This window comes from Pseudoclavibacter terrae, from assembly GCF_008831075.1.
GTDB classification, from domain to species: domain Bacteria; phylum Actinomycetota; class Actinomycetes; order Actinomycetales; family Microbacteriaceae; genus Pseudoclavibacter; species Pseudoclavibacter terrae.
On sequence record NZ_WBJX01000004.1, the window covers coordinates 285,058 to 297,347 of the forward strand.

Below are 12,290 nucleotides of genomic sequence, written 5' to 3' on the forward strand. Positions count from 1 at the left end.
GGTGTTCTCCTTCTGGTCCCGGCGTTCAGCTGCGTACGGGCAGTGCATGGTGGGCGGCGAGGATGCGGCGCGCCTCGGCCGGGTCGGTGATCATGCGCGATCCCGCATCCGCTGCAGCAGATCGCTGCACGGCGTGCTCGGCGCGGATGATGTCGAACGGGCTCTGCCAGTGGTTCCAGTGCCAGCCCTCGTACTCGCTCGAGACGGCGCCCGAGTACCCCTGCTCGACAAGCAGCGCGATGAGCTCGCGCACGGGAACCGAGGGCTCCTCGCCGTGCTCGTCGATGCCGAAGAACTTGCCGTGCACGTGCTTGACCCACGGCATGATCTCGAGCCAGTCCTCGACTCGAGCCGGGCCGAAGAGTCCCGTGCCGTTGATGGCGAAGTCGATCCCGAAGTCGGGTCGACCGTGCTTGGCGGCGAGGCCGATGAACGAGCCGAAGCGCTTGCCGTGCACGCCCTGGTCGGCGGGCGGGCCCTCGGCGTAGTAGCCGTCCCATAGCTCGACGAGCTCGGCGAGCAGCTCCTCGGAGGCGCCGCGGCGGCGGTAGGCCTCGACGGCCGATGGGGCGAACGCCTTGGTGGTGGCGCCCCAGTCGGCGGTGAAGCCGAGGAACGGGGAGCCGACCTGCTCGAAGCGGTCGCGCAGCGCGAGGATGCGGGGGTGCGAGGCGTACTGGTCGGCGTGCACCTCGAGCGCGAGGGTCACGCCGTGCTTCTCGGCGATCGGCGCGAGCTGCTCCATCGAGTCCGGCGTGATCGAGATCTGCACGCGGGCGACGGGGAAGCCGAGTTTGGCGGCCGCCTCGATCTGGCGCGTCATGTACGCGACGAGCTCGTCCTGCGACAGCAGGCGGTCGCGGTGGATGCCGATGTCGGCGTTGACCGCGAGCGAGGTGCGGACGAGGTCGAGCTCCTCGACGAGGTCGGAGAACCAGCCGGCGAACTCGTCGGTGATGTTCGGGAAGCCGCGGATGCTCGAGAAGCCGATCAGCTCGAGGCCGGGCCCGAAGCCCTCGGCCGCGACCTTGCGGATGAGCCCTTCGAGGTCGTACTCGCGCCCGTGGAACGCGCGGGTGAAGCTGTAGAGGGTTACGCCCTGGATGGGGGTGCCGAGCTCGCCAGTCATGCGGAGACCGCCTTCATCGTCTTGGAGTTGTGTTCTTCGATGCGGAGCACCCCGTGGTCGGTCACGATGTACGGGATGTAGAGCTTCAGGTCGACGTCGACCTGGTGGTCTCCGTCGCCCGCGGCGAGCGGGATGTCGCCTTCGACGACGACCGAGTCGGTCGGGAACCACCACTCGCTGGTGTCGCCCGCGAGCTCATCCGGTGCGTAGGTCTTGCCGTTCATGGTCCAGCGCAGCGACTCCAGCGGGGCGGCGATGCCGTCGACGGAGAGCCCGAACTCGGAGATGCAGGAGGCGGGGAGCGAGCGGTACCAGGGCAGGCGCACCTCGACCGAGGTGCGTGTGCCGTTCGTCTTGAGCGTGTCCTGCTCGATGATCCGATCAGGAATCATGGTGGCCTCCTAGCCAGTTGTCAGTCATGGTCAGTGCTGCGTCGCTTGGGCGGCGGCTGCTGGTGCGACGGTGAGCTTCGCCGCGACGTCGCGGGCGCCCTTCACCGCGAGCGCGACGCCCGTGAGGGTCGGGTTGCAGGCGGTCGAGGTGGGGATGACGCCGTTGCCGGCGACGTAGAGCCCCGGCACGCCCCACACCTCGCTCGTCGGAGAGCAGACGCTCTCGCCGTCGTCGGTCTCGCCCATGCGGGTGGTGCCCTGGTAGTGCAGGGATGCGCCGAACGGCAGGCGGATGACCCGCTCGTCGAGCGGCTCGCCGACCGCGTCGCCGAGCGTGCGCAGCTCGGCCTCGGCCGCATCCATCACCGCGCGGTCCCTGTCGGTGGCCGTGTAGTGGATGCGCACGGCGGGCATCCCGTAGCTGTCGAGGTGGCCGTCGGTGAAGAGCACGCGGTCGTCGCGCTGCAGCTCCTTCGCGCAGAACATGCCGAGCCCGACGATGGAGCCGGGGATGACGGCGTCGTCGACCGCGACGGGCACGGGGGACGCGTCGAGCTGCATGATCTGCCCGTGGAACGGCTTCGCATCGGTGTAGGGCACCCAGCTGACGCCGCTCGTCTCGCTGATGGCGCCAGCTGCTTTGTCCTTCGCTGCCGTCGTCGAGCCGTCCGGGGCTTCGATGCCTGTGATGCGGGCGGCGAAGACCACCTGTGACTGGTCGTTGAGGTAGCGGCCGAGCGCGTCGGGGCGAACCCCGGAGGCCCAGAGGACCTGCGGGGTGCGCAGCGCATCCGCCGCGACGACGACCACTCGGGCCGCGACCACGCTGAGCTGCCCTGCGCCGGCCTCGCTGAGGTCGCGCACCTCCACGCCAGCGGCCGCTCCGTCGTCGCCGATGACAGTCCGGGTGACGAGGGACTCGTCGAAGAGCTCGAAGTTGGGGTTCTCGCGCGTCACGTCACCGAGAACGACGTCCGAGCCGGACCAGACGAGGCGTCCGTTGTCGCGGCGGCGCACGGCGAGCGGCATGCGCTGCACTCGGGTGGTGGGCTCGCGCCCCTCGTCGACGACCGGCGCGAGCCGATCGCGGATGAGCTGGCTGAACGGCGCGCCCTCGAACGCGTCGGTGGTCACCCCGAGCAGGCGTTCGGCCTCGCCGAGCAGCTCGTCGAGCTCACCCGTCGCATCCAGGAAGCTGATGCGCTCGCTCTCGCCTGGCCGCGGGCAGGCGCCCGTCCAGTGGGCGGACATGCCGCCGACGTTGCTCGACATGGCCGCGACGGGCATCCCGTCCCCGCCGTCGACCGAGAAGTCGTCGTCGGGGAGCAGGTAGGTGCCTGGGCGTGACTGCCGCTTCCCCTGCGCGAGCGCCACGGGGCTGTTCAGCTTGGCCGCGGCCTCGCTGCGCCCCTCGGAGCGCCGCTGGGCAGCGCTGCGCTCCTCGAGGTCCTCGATGTTCTTGACGTGCGCGCCGGGAGGGTTCGAGACGGTCGGCCCGACCTCGAACATCGCGATGCGCAGCTCGGGCGCCGTCTCGCTCAGGATGCGCGCGTACGTCGCGCCAGCGGGTCCGCTGCCGACGATGGCGACGTCGACGCGCTCCGGGTAGCGGCTCATGCCGACGCCGCGGCTTCCTTCACGAAGGCGACCGATGCCGCGGACTCCGTGGTCGGGTAGTACTCGAGGCCGATCGGCCCGTCGTAGCCGGATGCGCGCAGCACGGAGAACTTCTCCGCCCAGTCGAGCGACCCGGTGCCGGGCTCGCCTCGGCCGGGCGCATCCGCGAGCTGCACGTACTTGACGATGTCGCCGGCGTTCGCGAGCTCGGCGGCCATGTCCTCCCCCTCGACGGCGGAGTGGTAGATGTCGTAGAGCACGCCGAAGTTCGGGGAGTTCACGCCGCGGGCGACGTAGACGGCCTCGGAGGTGCGGTCGAGGAGCGAGCCGGGGTGGTCGACACGCACGTTGACGGGCTCGAGCACGAGGGTGATGCCGGAGCCCTCGATCTGGGCGATGGCCTTCTCGTAGATCGCGATGAGCTCGTCGAGCTGCGTCTGGCGCTTCGAGCCGCCGAAGCCCGTTCCGCTGCCGACGACCATGCGCGGGCAGCCGAGGTCCTGCGCGATGGCGACGCCCTCGTCGAGGCACTGGTAGAAGAAGGAATGGTCCTTGGGCGGGATCATGAACTGCGTGCGCGGCTCGGCGAGCTGCGCCGTGAGCTGCGTGCCGGTCTCCTGCAGGGCCGCCTTGAGAGCGGGGATGTCCTTGGGCTTGGCGGGAGCATCGCGCCCGGTCGGCCCCCACATCTCGACGGCGTCGAAGCCGGCGGCCGCGGCGGCGCGGACGCGGTCGTGGTAGTCGCCGGCCTCGGTGAAGAGGAGTTCGATGTTCGGTGCGAGCTGGTACATGGGTGAGTCCTTTGGAGAGGTTCGAAGTGTGGGAAACCGCGTGCTCAGAGGCGGTCGGTGAGCTGGCGGATGAGGGAGTGCTGGCGGCGGACCTGCTCGATGGAGCGCCACGGTTCACGCTCGCCCTCGTACTCGCTCGAGAGGTAACCCGTGTAGCCGGCGTCCTTGAGGGCGCGGAGCACCGGCTCCCACGGGATCTGCTGGTCTTCGAGGTGCTCGTCGATGTCGTGGAACTTGGCCTGGATGAACACGACGTGCTCGATGATGTCGGCGATGTCGGCGGGGTCGACGCCGATGCCGTCGAGGAAGTCGGGGCGCTTGCCCGGCAGCTCGCCCGGGCGCAGCGGGATCGGCCGGTCCTGGAAGATGCCGGTGTCGAGGAGCAGCCCGAAGTGCTTCGTGCCCGTGCGCTTGATGAGCTCGATGTAGTCGTCGACGACCTCGTGCTTGATGGGCGTCGGTGAGTGGATCTCCGGGCAGATGATGACGTCGAGCTCTTCGGCGAGCGGGAGGCTCAACTCGACCGCCTCGGTCCAGCTGTGGTGGGGCACGAGGTCGCTCGTGACGACGCCGATCTTCGGGCGCACGAACCTGAAGCCGAGTCGCTTGGCGAGGCGCAGGTCACGCTGGAGGATCTCGGCGCCCTCGGCCGCGGTCAGATCGCGGGCCTGCGGTCCGCTCGAGTGGAGGCGCGTGTCGATCCAGGAGCCGTAGTTGGTGGGCTCGAGCGCGTACTTGTCGAGCAGAGCGAACCACTCGTCGACCCACTCGTCGCTCGGGTTCGGGTAGTTCGGGATGTGCCCCTCGCCGAGGATCTCGACGCCTGTCGCGCCGAGGTCGGCGATCGTGCGCAGCGCGGTCTCGAGGTCCATGACCGTGCCGAAGTCGCCCATGTAGCTGTAGAGGGAGACGCCGTACTTGAACTGCGCACCCGCCGCCTCCGGGGCGACGGTGACGTGCTTCGTCACCTGGTAGCGGCTCGGCTGGTGCTCGAGCGGGATGTACGACATGCGCAGACGCAGGTCCACCGAGAGCTCGTGCACGCCATCCGGCAGGCCGCCCTCGAGCGGAACGGTGATGGTGGCGGGCTCGTCGAGCTGCCAGCGCACATCCTTCGACACCCACAGCTCCTCGAGCGTGTACGTGTTCCCCTGGAGCGTCCACAGCGGGACAGTCGGTTCGACGTCGACGACGCCGGGGATCCGCACGCCAACCCCGTCGATGAGGGATGCGGCCATGCCGCGGTACGACGGCATGCGCAGCTGGAACTGGAATCCGGTGACCTTGTCGCCCTCGCGCACGTTGCGGAAGCCGACGGACTGGATGAGGTCTCTCTCGAGAAGCATCGTTGCTCACTCTCTGTGTCTGTGCGTCCACTCTACGCACTTATGTCGGTTTCAGTCATAAGAAAGACTGATGCGCGCTTTAGGTGGTGCGGATGCCCGCTGGGCGCAGCTCCCACACCGCCGCGCGCCCACGCGGCCGCGCACCCATGCACCCACGCGGCCACGCGGCCCCGCGGCCCCGCGGCCCCGCGGCCGCCTGGCCGCCTGGCCGCCCTCAGCTCGGCGGCTCCACAAACCTGGGGCTTGCGCACTCGCGGGAGCCCCTTCGCCTGCGCAACCCCAAGGTCTGCGCAGAACCCCGCCCACGCGCACACAAACCTGGGGCTCGCGCATCCACCTGAGCCTCAGCACCTGCGCAACCCCCAGGTCTGCGCGACGCCGAGCTCCGCACCTCCCGCGCCACTCACCCCTCGCCTCCACCCACTCCTCCCGCGCCCCTCCGAGCGCAGATGTGGGGGTTGCGCACGTGAATCATCGAATTCACGTGCGCAACCCCCACATCTGGTCAGCCAGAAGCCCGGCCTGGCGGCTCAGGCGAGCGCCTGCACCTCGCGCATGCTGCGGCGGATGAGGGCGTGCTGGCGCTGCACGAGCACCAGCGGGTCGACCTCGCCGAGGTCCGCGAACGCGTGGCCCTCCCACTCGCTCGACATGTAGCCGGAGAAACCGCCGCGCACGAACTCCTCGGTGATCGCCCGGTAGTCGATGGCCGGCTCGTCGCCGTTTTCGTCGATGTCGTAGAACTTGGCGTGCACGTGCAGGATCTGCGGCATGATGTCCGACCACTCGCGCACATCCACTCGCCCCTGCATGTTGAACGACAGGTGCGCGAGCGAGCCGAGGATGCCCGGGTTGATGCCGCGGCCCTCGAGGTACGCGATGAACGCCTGCTGGCGTTCGCGCATGGGCACGTCGGTGCGCCAGATCTCCTGCAGCTTCTCGACCGCGGCGTCGTCGAGGCCGCGCTTCTTCACCGAGCGCAGCAGCGTCGGCGCCATGCTGTGCATGGTCGATGAGAAGTCGGCGACGAAGCCGAGCAGCGGGGAGTCGAACTCTTCGAACACTTCGCGCACCTTCACGATCGGCTCAGCGTTCGGTCCGAGGGGCGCGTGGATCTCGTAGCCGAGCTTGAGGTCCAGCCGCTCCGCGATGGGCAGGATGCGTCGCAGCAGCTCCGGCTTGGCGCTCTGGATGCGCACGAGCGGGAAGTCGAGCTTCCTCGCCGACTGCAGCAGCGTCTCGGTGAACTCGAACTCCTCGTCGAGGCTCATGTCACGCGAGCGGTTGCGGCCCATGTCGAGGTTCGCGCCGAAGGAGCTGGCGTCGAAGCCGTACTTGTCGAACGCGCTGCGCCACCTCGTGACGAACTCGTCGGAGACCGCTGGGTACGTGGGCACCATCTGCGAGGCGACGATCTCGATGCCGGGGCCGATACCGAGCTCGGCGACGCGGGCGAGGAGGGAGTCGAAGTCGTACCAGCCGGCCGCGAACTCGGCGGTGGCCGAGTAGAGGGTGAGGCCGAGCTTGAACGGGTCGCTCTCGCGCGGCTCGGCGAACTCGCCGAGCGCATCCGCCGCCGACGCCTCGAAGTACGGTCTGGTCGCAGCCTCGACGGCTTCGCTTGCCACGAGGGTGCGGGTGACGTCGACGTGGTTCGGGACGTAGAGGCCAGGCTCGGTCTCGCTGCCCGGCTTGATCTGCATGTACGGCAGGCGCAGGTCGGCGACGAGGTGGATGCTGTGCTCGCTGCCGTCGGCGATCGGCTCGTCGAGCTCGACGACGAGCCGCGGGCGGTCCTGCAGGAACCACAGCACCTCCGACTGCTCGGCGATCTCGTCGAGACGGTAGCTCTCGCCGCGGTGCTCGAGGCGGAGCTTCGACGCATCGATCGGCGTGCCGTCGATCTCGAGCGCGAGGCCCGTGACCGAGGAGAGCCAGACGCTGCGGTACCAGGGCAGCTGCAGGCTGAGCGCAGCGCCGTCCGGGTGCGGGAAGAGGCTCTGCTCGCTGAGCAGGGTGTCTTGCGTTGCCATGTGAGGTCTCGATTCCTAGTGCTTGAGTCCGCCGGCGAAGCCCTGCATGAACTGCTTCTGCGCGACGAGGTAGAAGATGAGGATCGGCACCATCGAGATGATGACGATGGAGAAGATCTGGTTCCACTGCGAGACGAGCGCGCCGACGTAGTAGTACATCGCCACGGGCAGCGTCTGGAAGTCGGAGCCGCCGAGGAAGATGAGCGACGTGAAGAAGTCGTTCCACACGATGAGGCCGGCGAGGATCGCGACCGTTCCCGTGGCGGGGGCCATGAGCGGCAGGATGATCTGGAAGAACACCTGGGTCGGGCTCGCCCCGTCGAGGGCCGCCGCCTCCTCGTAGTCCGTGCCGAGGCCGCGGAAGAAGTTGGCGTAGAGGAAGATCGCGAGCGGCAGGAGCATGCCGGTGTAGAGCACGATCATGCCCCACAGCGAGCCGGTGAGGCCGAGCGCGCGGGCCCCCATGTAGAGGGGAACGGTGCCGAGCTGCGTGGGCAGGATGATCGCGATGAGGAAGATGTAGTAGGACACCTGGGTCCAACGGCGGGTGCTGCGCGTGATCACGTAGCCCGCGAGCGCTCCGAGGATGACCATGCAGAGGATCGTGCCGCCCGTGATGATGATGCTGTTCAGCAGGCCGAGGAGCACGTTCGACTGGCCGGTCGCGGTCATGACGTTGGCGAAGTTCTCGACCGTCCAGGTCGCGGGGAGCTCGGTGGCCGAGGTCGAGAAGACCTCCTGGTCGCTCTTGAACGCCGTGATGACGAGGAAGTAGAACGGCAGCAGGAAGACGATGGCGACGAGCCAGACCGCGACTTCCCTGATCAGCGTGAACTTGGTGTACCTGAACATGTCAGCGTCCCTTCTCGGGGCGTTCGGCCGTGAGCTTCTGCTGGATGACGGCGAAGATGAGGATGATGACGGTGAGGATGAGCGCGAGCGCGGCGCCGTAGCCGAAGTTGCCGAGCGAGAAGGTCTGCTTGTAGACCTCGGTCGCGAGCGTCTCGGTGGCACCCGCCGGCCCACCGCCCGTGAGGGCCATGACCTGGTCGAAGATGCGCAGGCCGTTCACGAGGCCGAGCGTCGTCGCGATGGCGACGGCCGAGCGGATGGAGGGCAGCGTGATGTACCAGAAGCGCTGGAAGAGGCTGGCGCCGTCGATCGCGGCCGCCTCTTCGATCTCGACGGGCACGCTGGCGAGGCCTGCGATGTAGATGACCATCGTGAAGCCCGTGTTCTGCCAGACGATGACGATGAGCACCGCCCAGATCGACCAGTTCGGGTCCGCCAGCCAGGCCTTCTGGTACTCGGCGAGGCCGAGCATCCCGAGGAAGGCGTTGAGCGGGCCGTTGAACTCGAAGATGAACTTCCAGATGTAGGCGACGGCGAGGGGGCTCAGCACCACCGGCATGAAGAACAGGGTGCGGAGGATGTAGCGGCTCTTGAGGCCGCGGTTGAGGGCGAGGGCCAGGATCAGACCGGCGACGTTGGTGAGGATGACCGAGCCGAACGCGAGGAACAGGGTGTTCCCGACGGCGCCGATCTTGGTCGGGTCGGCGAAGATGTCGGCGAAGTTGTCGAACCCGACGAACGTGAACGAGCCGATGCCAGACCAGTTCGTGAACGCGAAGAAGCCTCCTGCGGCCGTCGCGGCGTAGTGGATGAACGCCACGAGCACGAGCCCGGGCAGCACCCACCACCAGTGGCCGAATTGGAGAAGAGGACGCCCCTTGCGGGGAAGGGTGGCGTTCTTGTCACCCTTCCCCTCGGGCGACTGGTCTTCAGCAGCAGACTCGGTCTTGCCGTCGCTGTGCAGTGTCGCAGTCATGAACTGGCTCCTTTGCTACGTGTCGATGCGGTGGGGTGTGCGTGACCTGGGGGTCAGCTGTCCCAGGCCGCATCCATCGCCGAGAGGACGCCGTCGACCGTGGTCTGACCGGTGAAGAGACCCTGGACGCCCTTCGACAGTTCGTCGTAGACAGCCTGGTTCGGCCAGAGGCTGTTGGGCAGCGGCGTGTAGGAGCCGTCGGTGAGGACCTGCTCGACGCTCGCGTACGGTGAGCCTTCGAACTCGTAGCTCTCGATGCCGGAGACGGGGAGTGCGCCGGACACGTCGGAGAAGAGCTTCGCGCCCTCGTCGCCCGCGACCCAGTCGAGGAACGCCTGCGCGGCTTCCTGCTTCTCGCTGGCCGCGTTGATGGACAGCGAGTAGTTGGAGCTCGCGAGCACGTACGGCTTGCCGCCGTCAGCCGACGGGAAGGGCTCGATGGAGAAGTCGAGGTCTGGGTTCGCCTCGGCGAGCTCGTTGGCGGAGGATCCGGGGAGGAACCCGCCGAGCGAGGTGCCCTGCGTGATGTTGTTGGTGATCACGTCGAAGCCAGCGCCCTCGGCACCTGGCTGGAAGCAGCCAGCATCCTTGAGCTCGATGATCGTCTCGAGGGTGTCCTTCCAGCCCTGCGAGTCGGCGAAGGTGACGTCGCCGGCGGCGCGCTGCTCGTTCCAGTCCGGCGTCTCCGCGTAGACGCGGGTCGCTGAGATCGACATGGCGGTCATGCCCGTGTTGGGGCCGGCGGCACCGGCGATGACGATCATCGACTTGCCCTGGGAGGTCAGGTCGCCGCACTTGCCGATGAGCTCGGCGGTGTCGGCCGGGTAGCTGGTCACGCCCGCCGCCTCGGCGGAGGCGTTGCTGTAGACGAAGCCGGCGACGGTGAAGTCGACGGGCTGCGCGAGCACCTGGTCCTCGTACGTGTAGAGCGCCTCGCTGCCGTCCGGGATGATGCCGGATGCGGTCTCGCCGAGCGGTGCGAGGAAGCCCGCCTCGCCGAGGCTGAGCACAGCCTGACCCTGGCCGGACCCGGGCGCCGTCTGGATGACATCCGGTGCGTTGCCTGCCTGCAGCTGCGTGCGGAGCGTCTCGCCGTAGCGGTCGTTCGGCTGCGGGTTCAACGTGATCTTCACGTCGGGGTTGGCTTCCATGTAGGCGGTCGCGAGCGCCTCGTACGGGTTCTCGAGGTTGTTCGAGGTCGCGTAGGTGAGGGAGAACTCGGTGGCTCCGCCACCTGCGGTGTCGCCGCCGCCGCTTGCGCAACCGGTGAGAGCGAGGACACCGGCAACCGGGAGGGCGAGTGCTGCGCTGAGGCGCATCCGCTGGTTACGGGAGTGAGACATTGTTTGCCTTTCTTGACAGCGTTGTCGAAGATCCTCCGGCTGTGCCGGAGCGTGGGTTCAGTCTGGCAGGCTTGTGCGCAAAACACACATAAGTAGTTGCGATGCTCCGCATAACTGTCGGCCCGGAACCCGCCGAGCGCATCACCGAGACGGATATGCTGGCGCCACACCCCTGATCCGGAAGCACAACGACGTGACCACAGAAACACCGCTGTCCAGGCTCGACCTGAACTTGCTCGTCTCGCTCGACGCTCTCCTCACCGAGCGGAGCGTCACCCGCGCCGCCGAACGGCTGCACCTCAGCCAGCCCGCACTCAGCGCATCCCTCGGCAGGCTCCGCACCCACTTCAACGACAAGATCCTCGCCCGCACCGGCAACACGTACGAACTCACACCCCTCGCCGTTCGACTCAGCGAACTCACCGCCACCGCCCTCGACTCCGCCAGGCGCGTCTTCGACAGCCAAGCCGAGTGGAACCCCACCCAGTCGACACGCGAGTTCACGGTGCTCGGCTCCGACTACGGCTTCGCGACCATCGGCGCCGCCGTCTCGAAGCTCGCAGCCGACACAGCACCCGGGGTCCGGTTCCGGTTCCGGATGCACAACCCCAGCATCGTCGAGGACGCCATCGCGCAGCTCCGCTCCGTCGACGCCATGATGATCCCCCACGGCTTCCTCAGCGACCTCCCCTACAGCGACGTGTTCACCGACGAATGGCGCATCATCTGCACCGACGACAACCCGCACGTCGGCGAGCACATCACGATGGAGAACATCGCCGAGCTGCCCTGGGTGTTCAACTACCTCTCCCGGTCGGCGTTCACCTCCGCGAGCCGGCAGATCCGCGAGCTCGGCATCGAACCCACCGTGGCCGCCGTCGTCGAAGGATTCCACGTCCTCCCTCACTTCGTCGAAGGCACCAACCGGCTCGCGCTCATGCAGAAGCGCCTCACCGACGTGCTCATCCCCCGCGAAGGGTTCCGCGTGCTCGAGCCGCCCTTCGACGCGACCCCCATCTCGGCGGCCCTCTGGTGGCATCCCACCCACAACAGCGACCCCGAGCACGCATGGATGCGGCGCCTCTTCGCGCAGGCAGGCGCCGCCATGCAGGCGGAGGCCGGGGCGGCGGCCGCGTAGGTCGGCGGCGACTGCGGCCGTTGCGGCGGCGACAGTTTCGGGATGGGTTTCAAGCTTGCAGATGGGTTGCAAGCCATCCCGAAGCGCCAAAGCCATCCCGAAACTCGTCGTGCAACGCCACCCGGCCGACCCCACCGCACCCCACCGCCTCGGGATGGGTTTCTCACTTCGTTGCGGGAAACTTCCCCGAACGAAGCGAGAAAGCCAGCGCGAGACTCGTCGCGCAACGCCACCCGGCCGAACCCATCCCGAAACGGGCTCGACAGCGGCGCTACCCGCCACGCTCACCCGCCCCAACCTCGGGATGGGATTCTCGCTTCGTTACGGGAAACTTCCCCAAACGATGCGAGAAAGCCATCCCGAGACTCGTCGTGCAACGCCACCCGGCCGACCCCACCGCACCCCACCGCCTCGGGATGGGATACGCGCACGCAGATGGGTTACACGCCATCCCGAAGCGCCAAACCCATCCCGAAACGGGCTCGACAGCGGCGCTACCCGCCACGCTCACCCGCCCCAACCTCGGGATGGGATTCTCGCTTCGTTACGGGAAACTTCCCCAAACGATGCGAGAAAGCCATCCCGAGACTCGTCGTGCAACGCCACCCGGCCGACCCCACCGCACCCCACCGCCTCGGGATGGGATACGCGCACGCAGATGGGGTACACGCCA

10 protein-coding genes are annotated in these 12,290 nt (G+C 68.0%); 1 reads left to right on the forward strand and 9 read right to left on the reverse strand.

Annotated features, from left to right (window positions below; all coding sequences use genetic code 11):
* Positions 1-25 precede the first annotated feature (25 nt).
* The 9 genes from F8O03_RS13160 to F8O03_RS13200 all read right to left on the reverse strand — a co-directional run bounded on the left by F8O03_RS13160 (position 26) and on the right by F8O03_RS13200 (position 10,479).
* Positions 26-1,129 carry a sugar phosphate isomerase/epimerase family protein gene (locus F8O03_RS13160; protein ID WP_151424248.1) on the reverse strand — a complete coding sequence of 368 codons (1,104 nt, stop codon included), beginning with the start codon at positions 1,127-1,129 and terminating at the stop codon, positions 26-28.
* The gene (locus tag F8O03_RS13165; RefSeq protein WP_151424249.1) at positions 1,126-1,521 is read right to left on the reverse strand and encodes a C-glycoside deglycosidase beta subunit domain-containing protein; all 396 of its coding nucleotides are present in this window, start codon (positions 1,519-1,521) and stop codon (positions 1,126-1,128) included. Before F8O03_RS13165 ends, F8O03_RS13160 begins: the two co-directional genes overlap by 4 nt.
* Before the next feature lie 30 nt (positions 1,522-1,551).
* Entirely contained in the window at positions 1,552-3,138 is a 1,587-nt protein-coding gene (locus F8O03_RS13170) for a GMC oxidoreductase (RefSeq protein ID WP_151424250.1), read from the reverse strand.
* The gene (locus F8O03_RS13175; protein ID WP_151424251.1) at positions 3,135-3,929 is read right to left on the reverse strand and encodes a TIM barrel protein; all 795 of its coding nucleotides are present in this window, start codon (positions 3,927-3,929) and stop codon (positions 3,135-3,137) included. Before F8O03_RS13175 ends, F8O03_RS13170 begins: the two co-directional genes overlap by 4 nt.
* Before the next feature lie 44 nt (positions 3,930-3,973).
* Positions 3,974-5,275, reverse strand: coding sequence for a C-glycoside deglycosidase beta subunit domain-containing protein (locus F8O03_RS13180; RefSeq protein WP_151424252.1), 1,302 nt, complete (start codon positions 5,273-5,275; stop codon positions 3,974-3,976).
* 530 nt (positions 5,276-5,805) lie between these two features.
* Complete coding sequence (locus F8O03_RS13185) at positions 5,806-7,308, reverse strand: C-glycoside deglycosidase beta subunit domain-containing protein (protein ID WP_151424253.1); 1,503 nt, start codon at positions 7,306-7,308, stop codon at positions 5,806-5,808.
* 15 nt (positions 7,309-7,323) lie between these two features.
* The gene (locus F8O03_RS13190) at positions 7,324-8,160 is read right to left on the reverse strand and encodes a carbohydrate ABC transporter permease (protein WP_104252034.1); all 837 of its coding nucleotides are present in this window, start codon (positions 8,158-8,160) and stop codon (positions 7,324-7,326) included.
* A 1-nt stretch (position 8,161) separates the two neighbouring features.
* Positions 8,162-9,136 (reverse strand): carbohydrate ABC transporter permease, encoded by a 975-nt coding sequence (locus tag F8O03_RS13195; RefSeq protein ID WP_151424254.1) that lies wholly within the window; start codon positions 9,134-9,136, stop codon positions 8,162-8,164.
* 53 nt (positions 9,137-9,189) lie between these two features.
* Complete coding sequence (locus tag F8O03_RS13200) at positions 9,190-10,479, reverse strand: ABC transporter substrate-binding protein (RefSeq protein WP_151424255.1); 1,290 nt, start codon at positions 10,477-10,479, stop codon at positions 9,190-9,192.
* Between the two features lie 193 nt (positions 10,480-10,672).
* Between F8O03_RS13200 and F8O03_RS13205 the strand changes: the two genes are divergently transcribed.
* Positions 10,673-11,617 carry a LysR family transcriptional regulator gene (locus tag F8O03_RS13205; RefSeq protein WP_151424256.1) on the forward strand — a complete coding sequence of 315 codons (945 nt, stop codon included), beginning with the start codon at positions 10,673-10,675 and terminating at the stop codon, positions 11,615-11,617.
* The last annotated feature ends 673 nt before the right edge of the window (positions 11,618-12,290 follow it).

Excerpts from the sequence above, each read along its gene's own strand:
- F8O03_RS13160 (WP_151424248.1), bottom strand. The coding sequence starts at position 1,129 with ATGACTGGCGAGCTCGGCACCCCCATCCAGGGCGTAACCCTCTACAGC.
- F8O03_RS13165 (WP_151424249.1), bottom strand. The coding sequence starts at position 1,521 with ATGATTCCTGATCGGATCATCGAGCAGGACACGCTCAAGACGAACGGC.
- F8O03_RS13170 (WP_151424250.1), bottom strand. The coding sequence starts at position 3,138 with ATGAGCCGCTACCCGGAGCGCGTCGACGTCGCCATCGTCGGCAGCGGA.
- F8O03_RS13175 (WP_151424251.1), bottom strand. The coding sequence starts at position 3,929 with ATGTACCAGCTCGCACCGAACATCGAACTCCTCTTCACCGAGGCCGGC.
- F8O03_RS13180 (WP_151424252.1), bottom strand. The coding sequence starts at position 5,275 with ATGCTTCTCGAGAGAGACCTCATCCAGTCCGTCGGCTTCCGCAACGTG.
- F8O03_RS13185 (WP_151424253.1), bottom strand. The coding sequence starts at position 7,308 with ATGGCAACGCAAGACACCCTGCTCAGCGAGCAGAGCCTCTTCCCGCAC.
- F8O03_RS13190 (WP_104252034.1), bottom strand. The coding sequence starts at position 8,160 with ATGTTCAGGTACACCAAGTTCACGCTGATCAGGGAAGTCGCGGTCTGG.
- F8O03_RS13195 (WP_151424254.1), bottom strand. The coding sequence starts at position 9,136 with ATGACTGCGACACTGCACAGCGACGGCAAGACCGAGTCTGCTGCTGAA.
- F8O03_RS13200 (WP_151424255.1), bottom strand. The coding sequence starts at position 10,479 with ATGTCTCACTCCCGTAACCAGCGGATGCGCCTCAGCGCAGCACTCGCC.